Source organism: Streptomyces sp. NPDC033845, from assembly GCF_055576225.1.
The window spans coordinates 127,702-154,004 of record NZ_JBVIRI010000015.1 but is presented as its reverse complement, the minus strand read 5'-3'; the positions used below and the strand labels follow the sequence as shown (position 1 = coordinate 154,004).

Below are 26,303 nucleotides of genomic sequence, written 5' to 3'. Positions count from 1 at the left end.
CTGCTGTTCCGGCATTAAGGAAAACTGTTGATCGATGTGCAGCGGCTCCGCGTCCTGCGGGCGGTGGCGGACCACGGCAGCTTCAACCGGGCCGCCACCGCCCTCCGCCTCACCCCCTCCGCCGTCTCCCAGCAGGTGGCCGCCCTGGAACGCAGCCTCGGCACCCCGGTGGTCGACCGCAGCACCCGCGGTGTCACCCTCACCGCCGCCGGCCGGGTCATGGTCGGCGCGGCGGAATCGGTGGCCGCCGAGCTGGAACACGCCCGCAGGGAGGTGGCGCGGCTCAGCACCGGCCGTACCCAGCTGACCGTCGCCGCGTTCACCAGCGGCGGCCGGCTGCTCCTGCCCGGGGCCCTGGCCCGCCTCACCGCCGCACACCCCGACACGGTGATCCACATCCGGGAGGGCGAACCGGAGGACGCCCTCCCGCTGGTCCGCCAGGGCGCGGTGGACCTGGCCCTCGCCTACCACTTCGACGGCCCCCTGCCCACCGGCCCGCGACCGGCCGCCGCGGGGCCCGCGGGCGAGGGTCCCGCACCCGGCGGGCCCCTATCCGGCGGCTCCCCGGCCCCCGGCCTGGCGTGGACACCCCTTCTGGAGGACCCCCTCCACGTGGTCCTCCCGGCCGACCACCGCCTCGCCGACCGTCCCGTACTCGACCTCGCGGAACTGGCCGGCGAGCCCTGGGTCCTCGGCTGCCTCAAGACCGAGGCGTTCCTGCGCCGCTACGCCGAACGCGCCGGATTCGACCCCGAGGTCCGCGGCACCACCACCGACTACTTCTTCGCCCGCTCCCTGGTCGCGGCCGGGCTGGGCATCTCCCTGATCCCCTCCATCGCCCTCACCCCCGCACTCCCGGGCCTCCGCACCGTCCCCATCACCTCACCCGCCCCATCCCGCCACATCGGTATCGCCACCCTCACTCGCCCCGACCGCCCGCACGTCGCCGCGCTCATCACCGCCCTACGGGAGGAGGCCGCCCGGCACTCAGGCGCACCCACCCCACCGGCCGGCGGGGGCGGCGACGCCACGCGGCGGTGACGGCGGCCTCGAACGCCGGGTCGCCCGGGGTCAGTGGACCAGGACTCCGATGAGGCAGGTGTCGTCGTCGGTGTCGGAGGCGCTGTAGGTGAGGAGGTCGTCCAGGCGCCGGTCGAGGGAGTCCGCGGGCCGCGCCGCCACGTCGAGGAGATGCGTCAGGGAGTCCGACATCGACAGGTCGCGGCGTTCGACGAGGCCGTCGGTGTACATCAGCAGGATGTCCCCCTCCTCCAGCTTCACCTCGACCTCCTCGAAGTCCGCGTCCGGGATCGCGCCGAGGAGTATTCCGGACGGCATCGGGAAGGCGCGCGCCTGCGCACCCCGCACCAGGACCGGCGGCAGGTGCCCGGCGCGCGCCCACCGCAGGGTGCGGGAGGCGGGGTCGTAGACGCCGCAGACCGCGGTCGCCGTGAGCTGGCTGGTGAGGTGGTGTGCGACGCGGTTGAGCCAGGAGAGGAGCTGGGCCGGTCCGGCTCCGGTGACGGCGAGACCGCGCAGGGCGTTGCGGAGGATCACCATCCCCGTGGCCGCCTGGATTCCGTGCCCGGCGACATCGCCGACGCTGATGAGGATCCGGCAGTCCGGGAGGACCACCGAGTCGTACCAGTCACCGCCGACCAGGGCCTGTGATTCGGCCGGGCGGTAGCGCACGGCGATGCGGATGCCGGGGACCTCCAGCGGGGCGGGGGCGGGCGGCATGATGGCCTGCTGGAGCTGCAGGGCGAGCCTCGTGCGGTCGGCGGACTCCGCCTCGCTGTCGGCGAGCTGGTCCCGGGTGGCCGCCAGCGCGACCTCGGTCCAGTGCTGCGAGGAGATGTCCTGGCACGCCCCGCGGACGGAGTTGAGCCGCCCGTGATGGTCGAGCACGGGCTCGGCGACCATGCGGATGTGACGGATGATGCCGTCCGCGCGCTTGAGCCGGAAGTCCACCGAGGACTCCCGGAGCCGGTGCAGCAGGGTCCGCAGGAACCGCCCGACCGAGTTGACGTCATGCGGGTGGACATGACGGGTCAGTTCCTGGAGCGGCACCGGCGCGGCCGTCGGCGGAAGGCCGAAGAGGGAGAACAGCTGGCCGTTCCAGCTGATCTCGCCGGTGGCGGTGTGCTCCTCGAAGCCGCCCACCCGGCCGAGCCGCTGGGCGTGCTGGAGCAGGGTGGCGAGCCGCGCGGTCTCGTCCTCGACCTTCCAGATCAGCAGGAGCGCCGTGCCGTGCCGGGTGATGCTGATGTCGGCGACGGTGGTGAGGGGGATCTGGTCGACGACCGTCTCCAGCGTGGTGCGCGGCGCGTGGCAGGGCTCGCCCGTCGCGTACACGCGTTCCAGCATGGAGAAGAGGCCGTTGTTCTCGGCGGCCGCCGGAAACGCCTCCAGGAAGGGGGTCCCGGTGAGCGTCGCGCGGGGCCGGCCGGCCGGATCGGCGAACCGGGGGTTGGTGTGGTGGATCCGGAAGTCGGCCAGGCGGCCGGCCGGGTCGAGGCTGGGGGTGAGGATCAGGACCGGGTCGTACAGGTGGTCGGCCAGGTCCGTCAGCTCCGCGACCCCCGCGAGCTGGGCGGCGGGGGGCGCCAGGGCCGGCGCCGGGTCCGGGGACCGGTCCTCCAGGGTGTGCGCGCACAGCTCGGCCAGGGCTTCCAGCTGGCGGAGGACCGGGGGCGGCAGGGGCGGCAGCGGGTTCGCCCAGCCGACCTCCAGGACGCCGATGATGCGTCCGCCGGTCCCGGCGGGAACCATGACGCGCCCGCCGTCCGGGTGCCGGCGACGGCCGATCGTCGGGACGCCGGAGGAGGAGAGGGAGTCGACCACGGTCAGTTCCCGGCGGGTGATGGCCAGCCGGGCGCAGGTCGTGACCTCGGGCGGGACATGACGCCAGCGGTCGGCGTCCTGTGCGGTGAAGCCCGCCTGCCCCGCCAGCGCGAGCGAGGAGTCCGGCCCCACCGACCAGATGGCCACCCCGTTGGCCCCCAGCGCTTCGAGGGCGTTGTCCAGCAGTGCGGTCGCGACGGCCTGCGAGTCGCCGGCCGCGAGCATCCCGCTCTCCGCCGACCTGAGCCGCAGCAGGGGTGCCGCGGCCCCGGCCCCGGTGGATACGGTCCCGGCCCCGGCGATCGCGCCCGCTGCCTCGGCTTCGCCTTCGGCGGTGTGCAGGAAGTGCTGTGCGAGGTCGCTGACATGGTCGCGGGCGGCCTGGTTGATCACGTCGACGGCCAGGGCGAGGACCGTCGAGTTCGACTTCTCGGCCAGCGTGCTGAGCTGCCGGGAGGCTTCGCCCGGCCCGCACCCCAGGCGTCCCACGAGGATGCCCTTGGCCAGTTCGATCAGTGCCCGGCCGTCGGCGGCCTCCTGGGCCTGCAACGCCTCCTGCCGCAGCCGCTCAACCGTGGCGGCCAGGCGGCCGACGTCGCCCGCCGCGCCGGGCCCGCCCGGCGCCGCCCCATGGGCCGATGCCGATGCCGGTGCCGGTGCCGGTGCCGGTACCGGTGCACGGTCCGGGTCCGGCTGTCGTCGTGGCTCCGGGGGCCCCGCGGCCCGCATGGGTTCTGAGAAGGACCGGTCAGCCACGGAAGGCCCCCGAGCTGTCCTTGGGCAGCAGCCACTGGCGCAGGCTGGCCACCAGGTCGTTGGCGTCGACCGGCTTGGTGATGTAGTCGCTGGAACCGGCGGCCAGGCTCTTGTCGCGATCGCCGGGCATCGCCTTCGCGGTCACCGAGATGATCGGCAGGTCGGCGTACTCGGGCATGCCCCTGATCTCCGCCGTCGCGGCGTACCCGTCCAGTTCGGGCATCATCACGTCCATCAGGATCAGGTCGATGCCCGGAGTGCTCGTCAGGGTTTCGATGCCCTTGCGTCCGTTCTCCGCGTGCAGGACCCGGATGCCGTGGAGTTCGAGGATGCCGCTGATCGCGTACAGGTTGCGCGGGTCGTCGTCGACGACCAGGACGGACTTGTCCGCCAGGTTCGCGTTCCCCTGCGCGGGGAGCGGGGCGGTCGCCCCGCCCTCCGGCCGGAGCAGGGGCAGGACGTCCTGGAGGCCGTCGACCGACAGGTGCAGGGTGATCCGCTCGCGCAGTTCGTCCAGGCTGGCCAGCACCTCCAGGCGCCGGTCGGAGGCCTGCCGGTGGACCTCCTCGGCCAGGTCCCCCGACACCCGCCGGTTGTCGTGCGCGAGTACCGGCAGGGAGGCCAGGGCGGCATCACCGGCCAGGGCCCGCAGGAACCCCAGGGCCACGTCGCCGGCGCCCAGGTCGAGGACCACGCAGTGGAACGGGGACTGGGCCAGGATGGTGGCCGCCTCCGCGGCGGTGACCGCGCTGACGACCTCGACCCGCTCGACCGGGTCCACCGCGGCCGGGCCGACCGCCAGCTCCGATGCGGCGCTCTCGGCGACCAGGCTCAGCAGGCCGTTGCTCCGCTCCTCGATGACCAGGAGCCGGCGCGACCGCCCTTCCCCGGCCGGACCGGCCGGGGCGCTCGCGTCGGCCGTCTCCTCCACGGTGCCGTCGGGGCCCTCGGCCGACCCGCCCGCCCTCGCCTCCAGGGCCGGGGCGTTCCGTTCCGGCAGCTCGCCGGAGCGGGTGACGGGCAGGTACAGGGTGAACGTCGATCCGGAGCCCGGCACGCTGGTGGCCGTGACCACCCCGCCCAGCAGCCGGGCGATCTCCCGGGTGATGGACAGGCCCAGCCCGGTGCCCCCGTACTTGCGGCTGGTCGTGCCGTCCGCCTGCTGGAAGGCCGCGAAGATCACCTCCAGCTGCTCCTCGGCGATCCCGATGCCGGTGTCCGAGACCTTGAACGCCACCACCGACCCCGCACCGGACAGCTCGGGCGGAAGCTCGGCGGCGTTCGCCGGCTCGATCCGGACCTGGACCCGGCCGCTCTCGGTGAACTTCACCGCGTTCGACAGCAGGTTGCGCAGGATCTGCTGGAGCCGCGCGTCATCGGTGAGCAGGTCCACCGGCACACCCGCCGCCGTCGTGATGTCGAACTCCAGCCCCTTCTGAGCGGTCTGGGGGCGGAAGGAGGCCTCCAGATAGCCCAGGAGCTTCTTGAGGGAGACCCGCTCCGGATTGACGTCCATCTTGCCCGCCTCGACCTTCGACAGGTCGAGGATGTCGTTGATGAGCTGCAGCAGGTCGGACCCGGCCGAGTGGATGATGCCCGCGTACTCGACCTGCTTGGGGGTGAGATTGCGCGAGGGGTTCTGGGACAGCAACTGGGCCAGGATCAGCAGGCTGTTGAGCGGAGTGCGCAACTCGTGGCTCATATTGGCCAGGAACTCGGACTTGTACTTCGAGGCCCGGGCCAGCTCCTGCGCACGGTCCTCCAGTTCCTGGCGCGCCTGCTCGATCTCCAGGTTCTTCGTCTCGATGTCGCGGTTCTGGCTGGCGAGCAGGGCCGCCTTCTCCTCCAGCTCCGCGTTGGACCGCTGCAACTCGTACTGCTGGCGCTGCAACTGCTCGGACCGGGCCTGGAGTTCGCCGGTCAGACGCTGCGACTCCTGAAGGAGTTCGTCGGTACGGGCGTTGGCGACGATGGTGCTGACGTTGACGCCGACGGCCTCCATCAGCCGGGCGAGGAAATCGCGGTGCACCGAGGTGAAGGAGCTGAAGGAGGCGAGCTCGATGACCCCGAGGACCTGGTCCTCGACCAGGATGGGCAGCACGATCAGTGTGGCGGGGTTGGCGGCGCCCAGCCCGGACGAGATCAGGTACGTGGGCGGCACATTGGTGGTGGTCAGGATGCGGCGGCTGCGGGCCGCCTGGCCCACCAGGGTCTCGCCGTTGCGGACGCGCCGGGTGGCAGGGCTCTCGGCGGGCCGGCCGAAGGAGCCGATCAGGGTGAGCCAGGTCTCGCGCTCGCTCTCCTCCGCGAGGTAGAAGGCCCCGTAGCTGGCCTCCACGAGCGGGGCGAGTTCGTCCATGACCAGTTCCGCGACGACCGCCAGATCGCGGTGCCCCTGCATCAGGCCGGAGATCTGGGCCAGGTTCGACTTGAGCCAGTCCTGTTCCTGGTTGGCCCGGGTCGTCTCGCGCAGGGAGCCGACCATGGAGTTGATGTTGTCCTTGAGTTCGGCGACCTCCCCCGAAGCGTCCACCGTGATGGAGCGGGTGAGGTCGCCCTCGGCGACGGCGCTGGCGACCTCGGCGATGGCCCGGACCTGCCGGGTCAGGTTCCCGGCGAGCTCGTTGACGTTCTCGGTGAGCCGCTTCCAGGTCCCCGAGACCCCCTCGACCTCGGCCTGGCCGCCCAGCCGGCCCTCGCTCCCCACCTCCCGGGCCACCCGGGTGACCTCGGCGGCGAAGGCGGACAGCTGGTCGACCATCGTGTTGATCGTGGTCTTCAGCTCCAGGATCTCCCCGCGGGCGTCGACGTCGATCTTCTTGGACAGGTCGCCGTTGGCCACCGCCGTGGTCACCAGGGCGATGTTCCGGACCTGGCCGGTCAGGTTGTTCGCCATGGAGTTGACGTTGTCGGTGAGGTCCTTCCAGGTGCCCGCCACGTTGGGGACCTGGGCCTGGCCGCCCAGCCGGCCCTCGGTGCCGACCTCGCGCGCGACGCGGGTGACCTCGTCGGCGAAGGCGGAAAGGGTGTCGACCATCGTGTTGATCACCCCGGCCAGGGCCGCGACCTCGCCCTTCGCCTCCACGGTGATCTTCTGCGACAGGTCGCCGCGGGCCACCGCCGTGGCCACCTGGGCGATGGAACGGACCTGGCCGGTCAGGTTCGACGCCATCACGTTGACGTTGTCGGTGAGGTCCTTCCAGGTCCCCGACACCCCGCGGACGGTCGCCTGACCGCCGAGGTTGCCCTCGGTGCCGACCTCGCGGGCCACCCGGGTGACCTCGTCGGCGAAGGCGGACAGCTGGTCGACCATCGTGTTGATGGTCTCCTTCAGCTCCAGGATCTCGCCGCGTGCGTCCACGCGGATCTTCTGCGAGAGGTCTCCCTGGGCCACCGCCGTGGTCACCTCGGCGATCGAACGGACCTGCGCGGTCAGGTTGTCGGCCATGAAGTTCACCGAGTCGGTCAGGTCGCGCCAGGTGCCGGAGACGCCCTTGACGTCGGCCTGTCCGCCGAGCCTGCCGTCCGTGCCGACCTCCCGGGCGACCCGGGTGACCTCGTCGGCGAACGCCGACAGCTGGTCGACCATCGTGTTGATGGTCGTCTTCAGTTCGAGGATCTCGCCGCGCGCGTCCACGCGGATCTTCTGGGAGAGGTCTCCCTGGGCCACCGCCGTGGCGACCTCGGCGATCGAACGGACCTGCGCCGTCAGGTTCCCGGCCATGAAGTTCACCGAGTCGGTCAGGTCCCGCCAGGTGCCGGAGACACCCTTCACGTCCGCCTGCCCGCCGAGCCTGCCGTCCGTGCCCACTTCCCGGGCCATCCGGGTGACCTCGTCGGCGAAGGCGGAGAGCTGGTCGACCATGGTGTTGATCGTGTTCTTGAGCTCCAGGATCTCGCCCCGGGCATCCACCGCGATCTTCTGCGACAGGTCGCCCCGCGCGACCGCCGTCGTCACCTGGGCGATATTGCGCACCTGGTCGGTCAGGTTCCCCGCCATGAAGTTCACCGAGTCGGTGAGGTCGCGCCACACCCCGGCCACACCCGACACCTCGGCCTGACCGCCGAGCCGCCCCTCGCTGCCCACCTCGCGGGCCACCCGGGTGACCTCGTCCGCGAAGGACGACAGCTGGTCCACCATCGTGTTGACGGTGTTCTTCAGCTCCAGGATCTCACCCCGCGCCGCCACGTCGATCTTCTGCGAGAGATCCCCGCGCGCGACCGCCGTGGCCACCTGCGCGATGTCCCGGACCTGGGTGGTCAGATTGCCCGCCATCGCGTTGACCGAGTCGGTCAGATCCGCCCAGGTGCCGGACACTCCCGGCACCTCCGCCTGCCCGCCCAGCGTCCCCTCGGTCCCCACCTCGCGGGCCACCCGGGTCACCTCCGAGGTGAACAGGGACAGTTGGTCGACCATGCCGTTGAAGACGGTGGCGATCTCGCCCAGCAGACCGTCGGTCTCCTCCGGCAGACGCGTTCCGAAGTCCCCGTCACGCACGGACGTCAGCCCCGCCAGGAGCTGTCGGAGCTGCTGCTCGCCGACCGCCCCCGCCGAGTTCGCGCCCACGGTGCCCACCGGCTCGACCATCCCCGCCCCATCTCCGTCCGAGGGGACGAACCCGCGTCGTCCAGCTTCCCCCGGCTAGGCTAGACGACTCCGCAGCCGTGCCCCGGCCGGGCGGCCGGCCGCGGACCTGATGCGCCGTACGGGAGCATGAGCCGCCGGAACGGGGGTACGCGCGTCGCATGCACGGACATCATGCGCGCCCCACGAGCACCTTGTTCCGTACGACCCGGACCCGCGAGGAGTCCCCGGCAGGCGCGGGGCGGCACGCGGGCGGGAGAGGGATGGTCCGCAGGCTGCGCCGCCGGATCCTGACCTACCGGCACGTCGAACTGCTGTCCTCGCGCATCCCCGGGGACACCGGCAGCGGGGACGAGGTCCTGCTCCTCGTCCACGTCCGCAAGGTCGTCGGGGAGGTCCACTACCGGATGTGCCTCGGCTGCGCCCAGGCCGAGATCGCCGCGATCGACATCGACTCGCGCTTCCTCGGCACCGGCCTGGACACCCGGGCCCTGTCCCATCTGCGGGCACGCCATCCGGGACTCGCCTGGCACAGCACCCTGGACCTGCGACGCACCCGGGGCCTGCTCCGCCGGTCACGCATCCGCCGGGGCACCGCGGGCTGCCACCACCTGAGCGCCCGGCCGGCCCCGGCGGACCGGGGGAAGCGGGTCACCGCCACCTGATCGTCACCGGGCTGCGCTCGCTCCGGCCTCGCCCGAGCCGTCCGCGGCCACCCGGCCGGTGCCGGCGCCGGGGCGGACAAGAGGACCGATCCTGCGATGCGCAACGCTCCGTTCCGTTCCGCTACCCCTCCATGGCCCCCGGACCCCGACTGCCGCAAGATCATCGGGTGATGATTCGACACGAGGACCTGTCCGAAGAGTTCGAGGGGCACCGGCCCCGACTGCGCGCCCTGGCCTACCGGATGCTGGGCTCCTTCAGCGAGGCCGAGGACGCCGTCCAGGAGACCTGGCTGCGCCTGGAGCGCACCGACCGAGCCGACCGCGCCGGGATCGACAACCTGGGCGGCTGGCTCACTACCGTGGCCGCCCGGGTCTGCCTGAACCTGCTGCGCGCCCGCGAGACCCGGCGGGAGGACCCGCTGGAGACCCGGATACCGGACCCGGTCGTCAGCGGGCCCCGCGGGCTCGACCCCGAACAGGAGGTCCTGCTGGCCGACTCCGTGGGCCTCGCCCTGCTGGTGGTCATGGAATCCCTCTCGCCGGCCGAGCGCCTCGCCTTCGTGCTGCACGACATGTTCGCCGTGCCCTTCGACGAGATCGCGCCCCTGGTCGAGAAGACCCCGACCGCCACCCGCCAACTCGCCAGCCGTGCCCGCCGCCGCGTCCAGGGACAGGTGCCGCCACCCGACCCCGATCTCACCGCCCAGCGCAAGGTCGTCGACGCCTTCTTCGCCGCCTCGCGCGACGGCGAGTTCGACACCCTCCTCACCCTCCTCGCCCCGGACGTGGTCCTCCGGTCCGACGGCGGAGTCCGCCGCGCCCGCCACACGGTCGTACTCGACGGCGCCCGGACCGTCGCGGCCCAGGCCGTCACCTTCGGCGGCCTCTACCCGTACCTGCGCCCGGCGCTCATCAACGGCACGGCCGGAATCGTCTGCGCCGCCGAGGGCAACCCCCTGTCCCTGATGGCCTTCACCGTCACCGAGGGCAGGATCACCGCCATCGACGTCATCGCCGACCCCGACCGGCTCCGCGCCCTGGACCTGACCCCGGTCCTGGGCTGACCCCGGTCCTGGGCTGCCCCCGACCGCGCCGCCCCTCCCGCTCCTCCACCCGCCCCTCCCGCTCCTCCGGCCCCAGGGGCCCCGGAGCCCCCGGGACCCGCCGTGGACTCACGGCGGGTTCCGGCGTTTCCCTGGTTCCCCGCGCTTTCCTGGTTCCCCGCGTCCGCGGGACACCGGGCCTCCGGGATCGCCGAAAGTTTCCTCTCCCGCGCTGTCACACACTCCCGACCCCGCGGGTCATGGGGGTGAAACCGAAGAGGCCGCCGGAAGACCCCCGGGCACCGGCCCAGCGACAAGGAGCACCCCATGTCCGTCACCGCCACCGTCGTCACCGTCATCGCCGCCCTGATGGCCGGCTACTCGGGCTACGCGATCCTCTCCGGCGCCACCTGGGTCCTCGACTCCCTCACCCAGTACGGAGTCCCGCGGTCCTGGTGGACCTGGCTCGGCGCGGCCAAGGTGGCGGGCGCCCTCGGGCTCCTCGCCGGCCTGCTGATACCCGTCCTCGGACTGGCGGCCGCGATCGGCCTGATCCTCTACTTCACCGGCGCGGTCATCACCGTCGTCCGCGCCCGCTCCTACGGCCACATCCCCTTCCCGCTCCTCTAAATGGCCCCGGTCGTCGCCGCCCTCGCCCTCGGCTACCCCGGCTGAACCCGCCCCGCCATCCCCGCCCGCCCCCGCGAGTTTTCCGTGTTCGGGTGTACGGGCCTCGGGGGCGCGGGATGCTGGACGGGTGGAGGAACAGCAATGCGCGGCCTGCGCCGGCCTGCGGGTGACGGAGCACATCGAGCACTCCGTCGAGACCGACGACAAGGGCCACCAGCGGCCGGTGGTGCGCCACTGGACGGGCCCGTGCAAGGCCTGCAACGGCAGCGGTACCACCTACCGCTGAAACCATGAGGAGGACGACATGCGGACGGTCCACGTCTGTCTCGGATGCGCGGCGCAGTACCTGCCGCCGGAATCGATGACCTACCCGGCCTCCGGCCTCCAGGCGTCACCAGTGCACTGCTCCCTGCCGGCCTGCGAGAGCAGCGCCGAAGAGGCGGCGCGGACGATGGCCGTACCGGAGGAGGAAGTCGCCGCATGGGCCCGCCGGGCGATGGGCCTGGACGGCCCGGTTCGCCGCCCGCGCCCCGGCCGCCGGGCCCGCGGAGGACGGGCGGCCTCGGCCCCCGCCTCGGCCCGCCACCGGCTCGGATAGCCGCTTCCGCACCGACCGGTCCGCACGCCGTCACGTCCCCACGGCCGTCACCACCGCCACGGCGCTGTGTACGGCCGGACCCCGGGGGAGGGCGGAGCGGGACGGGCGGGCAGGCTGGGCGCATGCAGCTCCCCGCCGAAGCCGTAGCCGCCACCGCCCTGCTCGTGGTCGTACGCATCACGTCCCTGCCGGCCCGGCGGGGAGACCCGTACCCCGGCACGGCCGGTGCCCACTGGGTCGGGGCGCAGGCGGCCGACGCGCTGGAGCTGGTCGGGAGCCTGCCCGGCAGCGAACGGCACCGCTGCGGGTTCTCGCCGGGCTGGAGCATCCGGGCGTACCCGGACACCCTCGAACTGGCCTTGTTCGAGGCGGCGTTCTGCTTCCGCTGCCATGAGGTCCGCATGCACGGACCCGCCGTCCCACCCGCCCTGGCCGTGCAGTTCTTCGACCCGGACACCGCGCGGGCACAAGCCCTACTGGCCCGCTTCCGCGAGACCGCCCCCTAGCCGTCCGGTCGGCTCCTTCTGTCGGGTTTCACCGTTCGGACGACACGGCCCCGCCCGTGTGGCTACGGTTGCACCAGCGAGTCCGGGTCCAACCGTCGGCCTTCACACGAAGCCCTCCAAGGATCCAGGTCGCCGATGGAACCGCGCGGGATCCGGATGTCCCACACGTCCCACCGGTGGGCCCGAGGATCCGCAGCTCGACGGGCATGGCCATGCCCCGCTTCACACGTTCCGAACAGCTCGACCAGCGACGACAACGAACGACTACGCCTGAGTCTCCAGTCACCGGCACGGGAACTCGGTTCAGCCACACGATGTGGCCGAACTGAGCAGCCCTGCCCGGTTCGGCCCCGTATGCAAGGGAAGCCGAACGGTGGATTCAGCAATCATTCTCTGGGTTCTGGCCTGGTCCGGTGTCGCGACCTTCACGGTCTGGGCGGCCCGCGAACTCCTGATGCAACTGCTGCCGCTCATCGAGGCGTGGCGACGGGTGAGGGAAGTGATCCGCCGGGACGACGACTCCCGGGAATGAACCGGGCCGCCCTCGTGCCAGCCCGGCCGCCCCGGCCCGATGCCGATCCCGGTGGCGGCCCCCGTGCCGGTCAGCCCGTGAGGATCCAGCCGTGCTGCCCGCCGATGGTCTGGCCCTCGCAGTTGACGTCGTAGGAGAGGAAGTTGTCCTTGCGTACGACGCAGTGGTAGATCGGGATGGTGCCCTCGCGGGGGCTGGTGTACAGCTGCCCGAGGCTGCCCTCGACCGTGTAGCCCGGGGGGACGTTCCAGATGGTGGAGATGTGCTCGCCGCTGGGGCCGATGAGGCGGGTGAGGCTGCGGGTCGGGGCGGTGACGGTGGGCTCCCCGCTACAGGTGGCCTTGATCATGGCCTGCCAGTAGGTGGTCGTGACGCGGATGAACTCGGGGCCCGCCGCGATCCGGCACTGCGAGGCGGCGAAACCCAGCTCGGCCGCCTGGCTGGTGATGCTGGCGGCGGCCGCCTGGGCGGCGATGTTCTGCGGGCCGCCGCCGATGCCCGTCAGATGGACGTTGACCGGGCCCACGTTGGTGACCGCGGCGGGAGCGGTAGCCGGTGCCGCGGCCGGCCCGGCCGGCAGCGGGGCCGCCCCGGCCGGAGCCACGGCGGTCGCGGCCGCGGCGAGCGCGGCGGCAGCGGAGAGAAGGGTCGTACGCAGCCGGGAAGTGCGGCGCAAAGCGGGCTCCTGAGGTGCTCGGCCGCAGGGCCGGTCGGCCGCCGCGGGGTGGCGCGACAGTACGTACCGCCCCATAGGCGGCATGGGCGGCGTCATTCCACACGTCCGCCCCACGGCCGGACCAGTCGGTCTTCGGACGATCCGCCGAGTACGCTCCAGCCACCCGGCGGTGGCCGGCACCTCCGTTTCCGTTCCGCCTCCGTTCCGCTTCCCGGGCCGGCCGCTGCCCCGCCGGCACACCAGCGGATCGCTCATCCATACGAAGTGCACACTTCGGGGTGAACAGTCGCTGATCCGGCGAAAAAACCCGTGGACCGGGCGGTTCGCGATACGGAAAACTGCGGGCTTCTCCCCGACCGGGGACACTCCCGAACACCACACATCCGAGGCCGAGATGACTTCATCCGAGGCCCGCGCGAGCACGCCCTCCAAGGGGGCCGTCACCCTCGCGCTGCGCCACTACGCCCGCGAACTCCTCCGTCTGCGCCGCCTGGCCGTCCCCGCCCTGGCCCTGCCCGCGCTCGGCAACATCGCCATCTTCTACCTGGCGCCCCTGGTGGTCGCCAAGCTCGTCGGTCGGCTCGCCGACGACGATCCACCCTCAACCACCGATCTGCTGCCCCAACTGGCCCTCTTCGCCGGCGCCGTGCTGCTCGGCGAAGCCCTCTGGCGGATCGGTCTGCACTGCCTCAACCGACTCGACGCGCGCGGCATCGAAAACCTCCACATCACCGGAATGGAGGAACTCGTCGGCCGCGACGCCACGTTCTTCCACGACAACTTCGCCGGCTCCCTCACCAAGCGCGTCCTGAGCTACGCCGGCCGCTTCGAGGAGTTCGTCGACACCCTCGCCTTCGCCGTCTTCGGCAACCTGATCCCGCTGCTCTTCGGCTGTGTGGTCCTGTGGCGCTACGACCCGCTCCTCGTCCTCGTACTCCTCGTGATGATCACCCTGACGGCCGTCTGCGTGACCCCCCTCATCCGACACCGGCAACGCCTCGTCGACCGCCGCGAGGAGGCCGTCGCCCACGTCTCCGGACACGTCGCCGACACCCTCGCGAACATGGACACCGTCCGCGCCTTCGCCGCCGAGGCCCGGGAAAGCGCCGAACACCGCGCCCGCGTCGCCACCCTCACCCGGCTCTCCCTCCGCTCCTGGGACTACGGCAACCTCCGCATCGACACCCTGGTCGCCCCCGCCTCCGTCCTCACCGGCACCCTCGGACTCTTCCTCGCCGTCCTCCTCGTCGGCGAGGGCCACGGGGTCGAGGCCATCGTGGTCGCCTTCACCTACTTCTCCAGCGCCACCCGGATCATGTTCGACTTCAACCAGATCTACCGGCGGCTGGAACGGTCGATGACGGAGGCCGCCCAGTTCACCGAACTGCTGCTGACCCCGCCGACCGTGCTGGACCCGCCGCACCCCGAGCCGCTGCTGCCGCAGCCCAAGGCCGCGGTCGCCTTCCGGTCGGTGCGGTTCACCCACGCCGGAGCCGACGAGCCGCTCTTCCACGACCTGGACCTCGACGTCCCCGGCGGTACGAAGATCGGCCTGGTCGGCCGCTCCGGCGGCGGGAAGACCACCCTGGGCCGCCTGCTGCTGCGGATGACGGACATCCAGAGCGGCCGGATCCTGATCGGCGGACAGGACATCGGCCGGATCCGCCAGACCGACCTCCGCTCACTCATCGCCTACGTCCCGCAGGAACCCGCCATGTTCCACCGCACCCTGCGCGAGAACATCGCCTTCGCCCGACCCGGCGCGAGCGTGGCGGAGGTGCGCAGGGCCGCCGAGGCCGCCCACGTCACCGAGTTCGTCGACACCCTCCCCGAAGGCTTCGACACCCTCGTCGGCGAACGCGGGATCAAGCTCTCCGGCGGCCAGCGCCAACGCGTCGCCCTGGCCCGGGCGATCCTGCGCGACGCCCCCGTACTCCTCCTCGACGAGGCCACCAGCGCCCTAGACTCCGAATCCGAACTCCTCGTCCAGGACGCCCTGTGGCGCCTCATGGAGGGCCGCACCGCCCTCGTCGTCGCGCACCGGCTGTCCACGGTCGCCGGCATGGACCGTCTCGTCGTCCTCGACAAGGGCAGCATCGTCGAACAGGGCACCCACGCCGAACTGCTGGACCGCGCAGGCCCCTACGCCCGCCTCTGGCACCACCAGTCCGGCGGCTTCCTCACCGACGACCCCGGCACCCGCCCCGAACCCCTCGGCCCAGCCGCACCCCGCTCCCACGACTGACCGTCTCCCGTTCACACGGCCAGTCCCACGAGCCGGACCGGGGCCGGGCGCCGCTCTCCGTGTACGGATGCGCGGCGCCGTACACGGCGCCGGTGCGCCACGGCGGCCCCGCCCCGGCATGGCCCGTTCCGGCCCGGGCGGCGGCCCGGACGGCCTCGACGACCAGCTCATGGGTGCGGACATGGTCCGGATGCCCGGAGGAACCCGTGGCGTCATGGGTGACGACCACCTCCGGCCGGAAGGCGCGTACGTGCGCCACGAGACGGCCCACCGCTTCCTCCCGGGGCACGTCGCACAGCCGCGGCCGGCCGGGCGCCGAGTCGGACACCCGCAGGTCGGCGTAGCCGAGCATGCGGGGTTCGCCCGCGAAGAGGACGTGCTGATCACCGACCTGGAGCCGGGCACGTACGAGATCTCGCTCAGCAGCTCCAACAGCCGCAAGACGGGCGGGTACTGGTGGGACGAGCACCTGTTCAACGGCCGTACGGACCGTGAGTACTGGACCGAGTTCCCGCTGAGCCGCTGCACGGCGACCATCATGATCTGACGGCCCCCGCGCCGACGGGCCCGACGGGTTCGGGGCTTCCTGCCCCGGACCGGTCGGCCGTCTCGTCGTGTCTCGACGGATACCGGCCATGGCGGCCTTGCTCGACTGTGTTCGGAGGCCGGGGTGCTCAGGACCGCAGGACTGCGTCCGCGAGCGCGACCAAGATTTCGTCCGACGGGCAGGAGACGCCGTCGCCGATGTCCGCGTCGATGCTGAGCTTGATCACGCCGGAGATGTCCACCGTCACCGTCTGGGGACGGTTCATCTCCAGCATGATGTTCTTGCGCTCCTTCCCATCACCCTCGACCGAGAGCCTTCCGGGCGCGGCCACACCGTTGTCGTCGAGTCCGACGGTGAAGGTGAGCGTCTTGTATCGCTGGTTGATGCTGTAGTCAGCGCCGCCCTGACATGGGTAGCGGAAGACCATGGCGTTCGAGAAGGTCTTGCCTCCCATGGTGGCGGAGCTCAGGTTGAACACCTCGTCCCCGTAGGGGCCGAGCGGCGCCAGGTCCTTCAGCGCGACTTCCCCCGTCGGCAGCGGGGCGGGGCTGGAGGGATTCGGTGTGCTGCCCGCGTCGGCGGGTGGTGGCGCCGTGACGGTGACGGTCTCGGTCGCACGCACGGTCTCGGTAACCGTGACGGTGCGGGCGGTGGGTGAGTTGACCACGGCCGGCAGACCGAAGAAGCCGAGCAGCAGGCCGATGACGGCGGTGACGGCGGAGACGAGAGCCGCGATCTCCCCCAGCCGGCGGCGCGGGCGTTCCTGGTCCGGGGCCGCACCGGTCGGCGGTGTGGCGGGTAACGGCGGGATTCCCCCGCTCTCTGGTGGTGTACTCACGACACGGCCCTCCTGCACGCTTGGGTGGAAGGGGAATTGAACTCGATCACCAGGTCGTAGCGCCAGACATCGGGGCGGTTGACGGTACCGGTGGGGTGGGAGGTCGTCAGTTGGTGAACCGGGTTCGGAAGGCGAGCCGGTTGGGGGAGTCGGCGGAGCGGTCCCAGACGGCGAAGGTCACGCGGGTGAACGGGGCGCCGTGGGTGCTCAGGGCCTCGGCGAACGCGTCCGCCACCTCGGCCGGATCGTTGCGGAACACGCCGCAGCCCCAGGCGCCGAGGACGAGCTCGCGCACGCCGTGGTGCGCGGCCACGCCGAGCACACGGCGGGCGCGTTCGGTGAGGACGTCGGCGACATCGACCTTCTCGCCCGGCGAACGCAGTGCCAGCTGACCGGCGTTGGGGGCGGGGGAGGTGAGGAAGGAGACCTGGTGCGGCGGGTCGAGGAGGGTGCGGGAAGCGTCGCGGATCACCGGGACGTGCGGGGAGAAGATCACGCGGTGGCTGTAGTGGAGGTCGGTGGACTCGCGATGGGCCGCGTAGTAGTCGGGGGCTTCGCGCAGGCATGCGTAGAGGAGGGCGCTGCGGCAGAGGTCCTCCTCCTGGGCCTTCGCCCCGCGCAGGTATCCGCCGCCCGGGTTGCGGGCCGAGGCGAAGTTGAGGACGGCCAGGTGCTCGACGCCTTCGTCGGTGAGGCGGCGGGCCGCGCCCATGCTGTCCTCGTCGGTCACCTCGGTCCGGCCGGTGAAGGGGCCGGTGGGTGCGGGGGCGAAGTCGGGGGCGTGGGAGACGGTCCCGGAGCGGGCGGCCGCGAGGGCGGCGGAGACGGAGACCAGGGTGCCGGTGTCGGTGGTGTAGGTCCCGGTGCTCGCGATGTGTTCGTTCTCGGTGGCGAGGTTCTTCAGACGGTTGCTCATGCGGGTGATCCTAGCGAGGAATTAGTGTCAGAGTGACTATTTTTGGGGGGAGCGGTTTCGGGCGGAAGACGGCGCTGCCGGGAGACGATCTTCAGTACAGTGACGGGCAGTTGGCTGGTCCAGGTACTGCTCAGGTGGGAGAACCATGCAGATCGCCATCACGGCGGGGGACGACGGCGGTCGGGTCGGTACGGACGACCTCAGGGCCTGGCTCGGAAAGCAGCGCGAGCTGCGCGGACGCGTCCAGCGCGCGGCCGGTGCCCCGCCGGCGCCCGGAACCATGGGGGCGGCCACCGAGTTCATCACGGTGCTGCTGGAGCCGGGCGGCATCGTGACCGTCCTGGTGGCCGCGGTGGTCACCTGGGTGCAGAACCGCAGCGGCAGCCAGACGGTCACCATCACCCGACCCGACGGCACCGAGGTGACGGTGACCTCCGACCGGGTCAAGGGCCTCGACGCCCAGCAGGCCGGCGCGCTCGCCCAGGAGATCGCCGGGCAGCTCGGCATCCCGATGCCGCCCCGGGACCCGGCCGCGCCGGAACCCGGAGCCTCGGACCGTACCCCCGACCGGGCCCCCGGGGGCGTACGGGAAGAACCCGACCCCGAGCCCGACCCGGAACCCGGCGCCGACCCCGACGCGGAACCCGACCCCGGAGCCGGGGGCGACGGCCGCCGGTCGTGAGCGCGCCGCCGCGACGCACCAGCGATCTCGCGGGCCCCGGTGTCCGGGCGGTGATCGTCGGCACCGGTGTGCACGGCGGCGGGTCGCAGCTCCCCGATCTGCCCGGTGTCGAAACATCCGCCCGGGACCTCGCCCGTGCCCTCCACGAGATCTGCGGCATGGACCCCTCGCAGATCGAGCTGCTCCTCGACCCCGCCGACGGCGCCACCGTCGTCGAGGCCGTCGAGCAGGCCGTCGCCGACACCCGCGGCCTGGTCCTCTTCGCGTTCATCGGCCACGGGCTGCTGGGCCCGCAGGACCAGCTCTACCTCGCCACCGCCACCAGCTCCGCGCAGGGCATCGCGCGGTCCATCCCGTACCAGGTGGTCAGGGACACCCTGGGGAACAGTGCCGCCCGCGTCGTCGTGCTGCTCGACTGCTGCTTCTCCGGCATGGCACAGGGCACTTCGCGGGGATCCGCCCGCGACCCGTACGTCACGGCCAGGCCGGACGGCAGCTTCCTGCTGACCTCCGCCTCCCACTACGCCGTCTCCTTCGCCCCCGAGGGCGAGCGGCACACGCTCTTCACCGGGAAGCTCCTCGACCTCCTCCACGAGGGCGACCCCTCCGCACCCGCCTGGCTCACCCTGGACGGCGTGTACGCCCATCTGGACCGCCGGTTCCAGGACGGGCCGGTGCGCCCCCACCGGCAGAGCGAGGACCGGGCGGGCGAACTCGTCGTCGCCGCCAACCGGGCCTATCCCACCGACTCCGGATCCACTGCCGAGCCCGCGCATCCCGCCGACGGCACGGCCTGCCCCTACCCGGGCATGGAACCCTTCCGGGCCGAGGACCACGGGCGCTTCTTCGGCCGGGAGGAACTCGTCGCCGGCCTGGTCGCCGAAGTCGCCCGGACCGCCGGGACCGCCGGGACCGCCGGGACCGCCGGGAGCGTACGGCAGGCAGGGCCGCCGGAGGCGGAGTGCTCCGCCCCGATCGTCCTCGACGGCGCCTCCGGAGTCGGCAAGTCCTCCCTCCTCCGGGCCGGTCTCCTCGCAGGCCTCGAACGCCGCTACGAGTCGGACCCGGCCACACCCTGGCCCGCGCTGCTCCTCGCCTCCCCCGGACCGCATCCGCTGCGCGCCCTCGCCGACCTGTGGTCCCGGGCCTCCGGCACACCGCGGGAGGAGGTCGAACGGCAGCTCCGTGACGGGCGGCTGCCCGCCGACGGGGCCTGCCGGGTCCTGGTCGTGGACCAGTTCGAGGAGGTCTTCACCGCCTGCACGGACGCCGACGAGCGCGCCCGTTTCATCCGTGCCCTGTGCGGCGGCGCGACCGCAGCCCCCGACGGCGCCCCGGGCGGCAGCCCCCAGGTGGTCCTCGGCCTGCGGGCCGACCACTACGTCAGCTGTCTCCAGCACCCCGAACTCCGTCCCGCCTTCGCACGCCGGTGGACCGTCTGGCCCATGGGCGAGGGCGCCCTGCGCGCCGCCATCGAGCACCCGGCCCACGACGCCGGACTGCGACTGGAGACCGGTCTCGTCGACCTCCTGCTGCGCGACACCCGCGAGGGCGGCGGCCGCGACCACGGCTCGGCGATGCCCTTCCTCGCCCACGCCCTGCGCGAGACCTGGACGCGCCGCAGCGGCGCGACCCTCACCCTCTCCGGATACACGGCCACCGGCGGCATCTGGGAATCCGTGGCCCGCACGGCCGAGGAGATCCACGAGGGTTTGGACGAGCCGGGCCGCGAAGCCGTCCGGGAACTCCTCCTCGCGATGGTCACCCTCACCGGCACCGGCGCCGGCACCAGTACGGGGGACGAGGTCGTACGCCGCCGCATCAGCCTCGGCGAACTGCTCGAAGGGCGCTCCGAGGCCCGGCGGCGCACGATCACCAGCGTCTGCGACCGGCTCGCCCGGGCCCGCCTGATCACCGTCGACCAGTCCACGGCCCAGATCTCCCACGAGGCGCTGCTGCGCGCCTGGCCCCGGCTCCGGCACTGGATCGACGAGGACCGGGCCGGACTGGTGACCCGTCAGCGGCTGGCCGATGCCGCCGACGCCTGGCACGACAAGGGGCGCACCCGCGAGTACTGCTTCCGGGGCACCCGCCTTTCGGAAGCCGAGGACTGGCTGCGCGATCAGCGGCACACACCCCTGGTCCGGCCCCTCGACCGGGCGTTCATCGCGGCGAGCCAGGAACTCGACGCATCCGAACGCCGGCGCGAACGACGCCAGTTGGAGGTGGAGAAGCGCCGTACGCGGGAGCTCCGGGAGGCGCTGAAGCGGGAGCACGAGCACGCGGAGAACCTCAGGAAGGCGGGTGTGCGGCTGAGTCGGCAGGCCCGTCGGCTGAAGCAGTTCGCCGCAGGGATCGGCGCGGTCCTCTGCCTGGCCCTGATCGCCGCGGGGATCGCGCTGCACCAGCGCTCGAACGCCCGGGCCAACGGCGAACGGGCCCAGAACCGCCAACTCCAGGCGGCCGCCCGTGCCGGTATCGGAACCGATCCGCGGCAGGCCCTGCTGCTCGCGGTCGCCGCCCACCGCGAGGAGCCCTCGTCGCAGACCCGCGCCACCCTCATGGACGTCCTGGGCGGAACGCAGTACGCGGGCTCCCTCGACGCCGGCTCCCCGGTCGAGTCGATGGCGTACAGCGACGACGGCCGGACCCTGGCCGTGGGCCTGTACGACGGGGTCGTCGGCCTGTGGGACACCTCCCAAGAGGCGGGCACCGGTGGAGGCGCGGGAGGCGGCGGCGAGCCCCGCAGGCTAGCCGAGGTCGTCGCGAAGGAGTCGGGTTTCCTCGGGGAGCCCGCCCTCTGGATCGGCGACGGCAGGACCCTCCTGCTCACCGGGGCGGACGACGAGAGGTCCGTCGGCGCGTTCTCGCTCCCCGCCGACCGGGGGCGCCCGCAGCCGCGCGGCAGGACCGCGCTGCCGATGGAGGGGTTCGTGGAGCAGGCGGAGTTCAGCCCCGACGGCCGCCTGCTGATGACCGCCTCCTCCTACGAGCCGAGGCTCTGGTCCGTGGACCCCGGACGCGGGGCCGCCCGCGCCCGCGCGGTCCTCCCGCAACGGGAGAGCAGCGTCCAGGCCGCCGCCTTCGGGCCGGGCGGCGACCTTCTCGCGCTGGCCTGGCAGGACGGCACGGTGGAACTGTGGGACACCACCGACCCCGACCGCCCGCGCAGCCGTGGCACCCTGGAAGGCGTCGGCGGCCCGGCCCGGGACATGGCCGTCAGCTCCGACGGAAGCACCCTCGCCATCGGCTCCGACGACGCCCAGGTCCGTCTCTGGGACATCTCCACGGCAGCCGGCCGAGGCCTCGCCGGCACGGACCGCCGCCCCACCGCCGTGGTCAGCGGCCACAGCGGACCCGTCGTAGCCGTCGCCCTCAGCCGGGACGGCCGCCACCTCGCCCTCGGCAGCATCGACCACTCGGCGACCGTCTGGGACATCTCCGCGAGCAGCCCGGTCCGTACCGCCGTCCTCTCCGGCCACGGCACCACCGTCACGGCCCTGGCCTTCGCACCCGATGGCCGCACCCTCGCCACCGCCGACCGGGACGGGGACGTACGGTTCTGGTCGCTGACGGACCGCCTGCTCCCCACCGTCGCCGCGCGGCCGTTCACCGTCCCCCCGGCCAAACGCCGCCTGTGGCTGGAATCGGTGGTCCCGCACGCCCTGTCCGCCGACGGAAACCTCCTCGCCACGGCCACCGCCAACGACCGGCTCGCACTGGTCCCGCTGACGGGCCTGTCCGCCGGCCACCCGGCGGGCACCGTCCGGCTGGAGGCGGGCGCAGAGTTCCGGAACACCGCACTGTGGTTCTCCACCGACGGAGGCCGGCTGGCAGCCGAAGGCCCGGCCGGCGTCCTGACCGTGTGGAACGTCAAGGACCCCGCCCGCCCCCGGCAGGAGTTCCGCGCCCGGGTGGGCGCGGCGGGCGACACGTACGACCTGAAGGTCTCCCTCCGGGACGGCCTCCTGGCGGTCGGCTCCAAGGCGGGAGCCGGCCTGTGGGACCTCTCCCGGCCCGGCCGGCTGGTGCGCCTCGGCTCGATGGCACGGCAATGGAAGGCAGCTCCGAACGTCCTACTCGCCCAAGGTGCCCCTGTCCTGGCCGTTGACGGCGACCTGTACGACATCGGCGACCCGGGTAAGCCCACCCAACTGGCCACCCTGCCCTCCGCCGACGGGAGCCGCAACTATCCGACGCCGCAGGCGTTCTCCCCCGACGGCACCCAACTGGTGGTGACAGACTTCGGCGCGACGGGAGGTTTCCTCTACGACGTCTCCGACCCGGGCCGGCCCCGGTTCAGAGGTCGCCTCGCGCAGGGCAGCGGACTGGGGCCGTACGCGTTCAGCGCGGACGGCCGGCTACTCACCGCAGCCGGCCCCGGCACCCGGCTCCTGGCCTGGGACGTCTGGGACCCCACCGCTCCGCACCCGGTCGCGACCCTCACCCTGGACGACGAGGCCCGCGCCCTCGGCATCTCCGCCGACGGCGCCACCCTGACCACCTACAACTATCCAGGTCAGGCGATCCGCTGGAACATCGGTCAGCTCGGCGCCACCCTGCGGGACCCGGTCGCCCGCGCCTGCCGCCTCGCCGCGGCCAACCCCACCCGCGCCGAATGGGAGCGGATGGCCCCGGGCATCCCCTTCCGCCGCGTCTGCCCCACCCTCGGCCCCGCCCCCTCCCCGTCCCCCGAGGCCCTCTTCCCGACCATCCCGAACCGCCGGACCGCACTCCCCGCCGGCAGCTGAGACCGGGGGGAACGATCAGCACGCGCAGCCGGCTGCCGGCGGCGGTGATCTCCCGGACGGTGCCCTCCCATACGTTGCGCGGGCTGCCCGTGGGCCGCTCCCGGTGGAGGGAGACGGCTTCGGGGGCGACGATGGCCGGCCAGGGACACGGCCTCGACGGGGGTGGCCGCGGCAGGTTCGGGGGTGTCGGCGACGGGGTCCTCGGTGGGCGCGCGCTGTAGCGGGCCTCGCGGACGGAGTGGCCCGAAGTCCAGCGGCCGCGCAGCCCGATGAGGACCACCATCCCGATGGCGAGGAGCAGCAGGGACAGCGACCGAAGCGGTGACGCACCAGCGAGGCGCCGTCTCCTCGTGGCCCGGCCGGACCCGCCCGGGCCGATCCTGTACGGGTTCCCGGGCGTGGTCGCGATGACCAGGCGGTTCTTCCCGCAGGCGGCGCCGGCCTGCTCGAACACACCGGTGAGGGAGGCGGCGGGCCACGGCGGATTCTCATTCTTCGGGCGGTCATGAAATAACCCCGGCAATTTCGAGAATTCACGGGGGTGTTCCCGGTATTTACTGTTCCGGCGTACCCGGGGCGGCTGCATCTGCCGTCCTTCGAGGTGGTGGGCGTGTTCCTGTCGACTGATGTCCAAAGGTCGAATGTCCCAGGTGGAGGCAGCAAGGGTTGCGGAAAGCAGGGGACCTGGGGCCTCCTCGAATACGCCATGAGGATGCGGCTGTTCGGTTGGTAAATACGAAGTGCCGTCCACGGCGGTGAATTGCCTCATGTAGGGTCGTTCGTAACGCAGGTCACACCCGATCCGCGTTCTGAATTTGTCCCCCGAGTTTGTTGAGGCGTGGTTTTCTATGAGCCTGTCCATCCGTAACCAGATCGCCGGTACCGTCACCTCCGTCACGGCCGGCGAGGCCATGTCCTCGGTGAAGGTCCGCCTGGAGGGTGGTCAGGACATCACCGCGGCGATCACCACCGACGCCGTCAAGGACCTCGGCATCGCCGAGGGCTCCGCGGTCACGGCGCTGGTCAAGGCCACCGAGGTCTCCCTCGCCACCGCCCCGGTCGCCGGCGTGTCCATCCGCAACCAGATCGCCGGTACCGTCGTCGACGTCGCCGCCGGCCCGGCCATGGCCTCGGTCAAGGTCGACATCAACGGGGGCGGCCTGACCGCCGCGATCACCGCCGACGCCGTCCAGGACCTCGGCCTCGTCGCCGGCACCTCCGTTGTCGCCCTGATCAAGGCCACCGAGATCTCCCTCGCCGCCGCCTGATCCCGTCCGAGAGCCCCGCACCCCTCCCGGTGCGGGGCTCTCGGCATACCGGCCGTCGGTCGCCGTGTCCGCCGTGTCGGCCGTGTCCGCCGATCAGTGCGGATCGTCCTCCTGGCAGGAGTGGCGCTGGCCGAGGAAGGGGTCCGCGAGGTTGTGGTAGCCGCGCTCCTCCCAGAACCCGCGCCGGTCCTCGGTCATGTACTCGATGCCGCGCAGCCACTTGGGGCCCTTGTAGCCGAAGAGGTGGGGGGCGACCAGCCGGAGCGGAAATCCGTGCTCCACGGTGAGGGGTTCGCCGTCGTGATGCGTCACCCCCGGCAGCGGCGGGGCCAGCTCCAGCAGATGGGCGGCCGGTACGCCGAAGAACTCGTGCCCCAGCGTGCTGGTCCCCGACGCGCAGTGCAGGTCCGCGACCACCGTCGTGGACGGCCAGCCGGCCGGCTCGCCGAATGACCAGACCCTGGAGCGGCCGTCGGCGGTCGCGCCGAACACCTGGAACGACCACTTCTCGGGCCGGAACCTGGGCACCGGCCCGTAATGGGAGACCGGCCAGCCCCGCGCCGGCCGCTGTCCCGCCGGCAGCATGCCCTCGCCCACGTGCGCGTCACCAGACCCGGCCCCTGGCATCTGCGGTGATGGAATCGGTGTCGGTGTCGGTGTCGGTGCCGTTGTCGGTGCCGTCGGTGCGGGCTCAGAAGAGGTCGAGGAGCTCGCTGTGGACGCCGGCGTGGCCGTGACCGTCGTCGACGAGATGGATCCGGAGGACCCAGTGGGCCGGGTAGCCGTCCGGGAGGGTCCGCCGGAGCGGGAGGTCGTTGCCCGGGGCGATGAACCGTTCCGCCGCCTCAGCCCCGTCTCCGGCCGCCGCCGGAGCACCGGTCATCCGACCGGCGTTCCAGGACCCCAGGGACCAGCCCGACCGGCGCGCCGAGGACTGGATCTGCGCGTGCAGGTCCCGGCCGGTGAGGAACTCGTCGGCCCGGTACATGTCCTGCGCCGCCGCCGCGATGGCCGCCAGATCGTGGACGAGCCGTCGCCGCTCCCCGTCCGCCCCCAGGGCCACGGTCCGGGCGAACTCCGTCTCGCACGGGCGCACCAGCGCCCCGAAGTCCAGTACGACGACGTCCTCGGTCCCGATCACCCGGTCCGGTCCCGGCTCGCCGACCACCGTGTTCGGCCCGGATCGTACGAACCTGCGCCCTGCCTGCCCTGCCTGCCCTGCCTGCCCCGCCTGCCCGGCCTGTCGGCCGAAGACCTCGCGGGCGAGCGTCAGGATCCGGGCGTCGGCTTCCCACTCCCGGTCACCGGGCATGATCAGCTGTCCGGAGATGATCTGTGCGAACAGGCGCTGCGCCATGCGCTGGCCCTCGACCAGGCGCAGGGTCCGCAGTCGTATGTCCATCCGGTCCAACGTCGCCATCACGTGCTTCCTCGTCCTGCCATGGGGGTGGGGCCCGGTCCGGCGGGGGCGGCCCGCCGAAGGCCCGGGTCCGGCGGGCGTGGGAAGGACCGCCCGCAGGACCCGGATACCTGACCGGAGCCGGCCACCGGACCTTCGAGTGGGCCGCGGCGCCGGCTGGGTGCCGGGGGAGCGACCACCGACCCCCTCGTGCAGGACCGACGGTAACAACGGCCGAGAGGCCGAAAGCAGTGGTCGATCTACCAGCGCTGGCCCGGCCTGCGGCCGCCCCGCTGGTCGGACCTACGAAACCGGGCGGCCGACGCCACCGGGCGGCGCCCGGCGGGCGAGCACGTCATCCGCAGCGGGTACCTGGACCGCCGAGGCGGGGCGGCCCGGGCGCTGTACAGGTCGGGGGCGGCGGTCAGCGGGGCATCCGGCGCCCCAGCTCCATGGCCCTCTCCCGCATGCCGGCAGCCCAGGCCGCACCCCGTGGAACGGCCTCGTGCCGCTCCCAGTCCACCGCGATCCCGGCGCGCTGCGCCAGTACCAGCACGGTGGCGGCGAACCCCTCGGAGAGCGCCAGCCAGATGGCGTGGCCCGACTCCCGATGCCGGGTCAGAAGGGCGTCGGCGAAGGTGGCGAGGACGTCCGGGCTGATCTGGCACTCGTCGTTCTCCATCGGCCCGATGCCCGAGGGGAGCTCCAGCTCCGCCTCGAAGACCGCCACCTGACGCAGGAACAGCCGGGCGGCGCCGTTGGACGGGTTCCACAGGGTGTCCTCGCCGAGGTCGAAGTACTGGCTCATCGGGACACCCTTCG

At 72.5% G+C, this 26,303-nt stretch carries 21 protein-coding genes and 1 pseudogene; 12 read left to right on the top strand and 10 right to left on the bottom strand.

From position 1 onward, the window contains the following. The first annotated feature begins 27 nt into the window (after positions 1-27). Entirely contained in the window at positions 28-1,041 is a 1,014-nt protein-coding gene (locus tag ACZ50K_RS28320) for a LysR family transcriptional regulator (RefSeq protein WP_468908074.1), read from the top strand. A gap of 30 nt (positions 1,042-1,071) precedes the next feature. Here ACZ50K_RS28320 and ACZ50K_RS28315 read toward each other — a convergent pair whose 3' ends face one another. Further along, positions 1,072-3,573 (bottom strand): SpoIIE family protein phosphatase, encoded by a 2,502-nt coding sequence (locus ACZ50K_RS28315; RefSeq protein ID WP_468908107.1) that lies wholly within the window; start codon positions 3,571-3,573, stop codon positions 1,072-1,074. 19 nt (positions 3,574-3,592) lie between these two features. Then, complete coding sequence (locus tag ACZ50K_RS28310) at positions 3,593-8,188, bottom strand: HAMP domain-containing protein (RefSeq protein ID WP_468908072.1); 4,596 nt, start codon at positions 8,186-8,188, stop codon at positions 3,593-3,595. Positions 8,189-8,448: 260 nt separating this feature from the next. On the opposite strand from ACZ50K_RS28310, the gene ACZ50K_RS28305 reads away from it, so the two are divergent. From ACZ50K_RS28305 to ACZ50K_RS28275, 7 genes are all read left to right on the top strand, one after another. After that, positions 8,449-8,850, top strand: coding sequence for a hypothetical protein (locus ACZ50K_RS28305; RefSeq protein WP_468908070.1), 402 nt, complete (start codon positions 8,449-8,451; stop codon positions 8,848-8,850). Positions 8,851-9,020: 170 nt separating this feature from the next. Further along, entirely contained in the window at positions 9,021-9,914 is an 894-nt protein-coding gene (locus ACZ50K_RS28300; protein WP_468908068.1) for a sigma-70 family RNA polymerase sigma factor, read from the top strand. A gap of 306 nt (positions 9,915-10,220) precedes the next feature. Next, entirely contained in the window at positions 10,221-10,523 is a 303-nt protein-coding gene (locus ACZ50K_RS28295; protein WP_468908066.1) for a DoxX family protein, read from the top strand. A gap of 127 nt (positions 10,524-10,650) precedes the next feature. Further along, the gene (locus ACZ50K_RS28290; RefSeq protein WP_468908065.1) at positions 10,651-10,809 is read left to right on the top strand and encodes a hypothetical protein; all 159 of its coding nucleotides are present in this window, start codon (positions 10,651-10,653) and stop codon (positions 10,807-10,809) included. 18 nt (positions 10,810-10,827) lie between these two features. Beyond that, entirely contained in the window at positions 10,828-11,121 is a 294-nt protein-coding gene (locus tag ACZ50K_RS28285; protein WP_468908063.1) for a hypothetical protein, read from the top strand. 122 nt (positions 11,122-11,243) lie between these two features. Continuing rightward, positions 11,244-11,627 (top strand): hypothetical protein, encoded by a 384-nt coding sequence (locus ACZ50K_RS28280; protein WP_468908061.1) that lies wholly within the window; start codon positions 11,244-11,246, stop codon positions 11,625-11,627. A gap of 316 nt (positions 11,628-11,943) precedes the next feature. Beyond that, positions 11,944-12,159 (top strand): hypothetical protein, encoded by a 216-nt coding sequence (locus ACZ50K_RS28275; protein ID WP_468908060.1) that lies wholly within the window; start codon positions 11,944-11,946, stop codon positions 12,157-12,159. A 70-nt stretch (positions 12,160-12,229) separates the two neighbouring features. Here the strand turns inward: ACZ50K_RS28275 and ACZ50K_RS28270 are convergent, their stop codons facing one another. Then, entirely contained in the window at positions 12,230-12,835 is a 606-nt protein-coding gene (locus ACZ50K_RS28270) for a hypothetical protein (RefSeq protein WP_468908058.1), read from the bottom strand. Positions 12,836-13,229: 394 nt separating this feature from the next. On the opposite strand from ACZ50K_RS28270, the gene ACZ50K_RS28265 reads away from it, so the two are divergent. After that, complete coding sequence (locus ACZ50K_RS28265; protein WP_468908056.1) at positions 13,230-15,080, top strand: ABC transporter ATP-binding protein; 1,851 nt, start codon at positions 13,230-13,232, stop codon at positions 15,078-15,080. Here the strand turns inward: ACZ50K_RS28265 and ACZ50K_RS28260 are convergent. The 3 genes from ACZ50K_RS28260 to ACZ50K_RS28250 form a co-directional block, all read right to left on the bottom strand. After that, the gene (locus ACZ50K_RS28260) at positions 15,016-15,717 is read right to left on the bottom strand and encodes a PIG-L family deacetylase (RefSeq protein ID WP_468908054.1); all 702 of its coding nucleotides are present in this window, start codon (positions 15,715-15,717) and stop codon (positions 15,016-15,018) included. The genes ACZ50K_RS28265 and ACZ50K_RS28260 overlap by 65 nt on opposite strands. 37 nt (positions 15,718-15,754) lie before the next feature. Then, positions 15,755-16,465 carry an NPCBM/NEW2 domain-containing protein gene (locus ACZ50K_RS28255; RefSeq protein ID WP_468908053.1) on the bottom strand — a complete coding sequence of 237 codons (711 nt, stop codon included), beginning with the start codon at positions 16,463-16,465 and terminating at the stop codon, positions 15,755-15,757. A gap of 106 nt (positions 16,466-16,571) precedes the next feature. Beyond that, positions 16,572-17,381: a TIGR02452 family protein gene (locus ACZ50K_RS28250; protein WP_468908052.1), complete on the bottom strand. Its 810-nt coding sequence runs from the start codon at positions 17,379-17,381 to the stop codon at positions 16,572-16,574. 145 nt (positions 17,382-17,526) lie between these two features. On the opposite strand from ACZ50K_RS28250, the gene ACZ50K_RS28245 reads away from it, so the two are divergent. Both ACZ50K_RS28245 and ACZ50K_RS28240 read left to right on the top strand, forming a co-directional pair. Then, on the top strand, positions 17,527-18,063 hold the full coding sequence (locus ACZ50K_RS28245) for an effector-associated constant component EACC1 (protein ID WP_468908050.1): 537 nt from the start codon (positions 17,527-17,529) through the stop codon (positions 18,061-18,063). Continuing rightward, positions 18,060-22,814, top strand: coding sequence for a caspase, EACC1-associated type (locus ACZ50K_RS28240; RefSeq protein ID WP_468908048.1), 4,755 nt, complete (start codon positions 18,060-18,062; stop codon positions 22,812-22,814). Before ACZ50K_RS28245 ends, ACZ50K_RS28240 begins: the two co-directional genes overlap by 4 nt. 13 nt (positions 22,815-22,827) lie before the next feature. Here the strand turns inward: ACZ50K_RS28240 and ACZ50K_RS28235 are convergent. Continuing rightward, a pseudogene (locus ACZ50K_RS28235) lies at positions 22,828-22,950 on the bottom strand (TOBE domain-containing protein); the annotation flags it as partial. A 712-nt stretch (positions 22,951-23,662) separates the two neighbouring features. Between ACZ50K_RS28235 and ACZ50K_RS28230 the strand changes: the two are divergent. Next, positions 23,663-24,082, top strand: a complete 420-nt coding sequence (locus ACZ50K_RS28230) for a TOBE domain-containing protein (protein WP_468908047.1) — start codon at positions 23,663-23,665, stop codon at positions 24,080-24,082. Between the two features lie 93 nt (positions 24,083-24,175). Here the strand turns inward: ACZ50K_RS28230 and ACZ50K_RS28225 are convergent, their stop codons facing one another. The 3 genes from ACZ50K_RS28225 to ACZ50K_RS28215 all read right to left on the bottom strand — a co-directional run bounded on the left by ACZ50K_RS28225 (position 24,176) and on the right by ACZ50K_RS28215 (position 26,289). Beyond that, positions 24,176-24,709: a molybdopterin-dependent oxidoreductase gene (locus ACZ50K_RS28225; protein WP_468908045.1), complete on the bottom strand. Its 534-nt coding sequence runs from the start codon at positions 24,707-24,709 to the stop codon at positions 24,176-24,178. Positions 24,710-24,773: 64 nt separating this feature from the next. Continuing rightward, complete coding sequence (locus tag ACZ50K_RS28220) at positions 24,774-25,502, bottom strand: M24 family metallopeptidase (protein ID WP_468908043.1); 729 nt, start codon at positions 25,500-25,502, stop codon at positions 24,774-24,776. A 403-nt stretch (positions 25,503-25,905) separates the two neighbouring features. Then, a complete protein-coding gene (locus tag ACZ50K_RS28215; protein WP_468908042.1) occupies positions 25,906-26,289 on the bottom strand; it encodes a DUF6086 family protein in 384 nt (127 codons plus the stop codon). Positions 26,290-26,303: the final 14 nt, after the last annotated feature.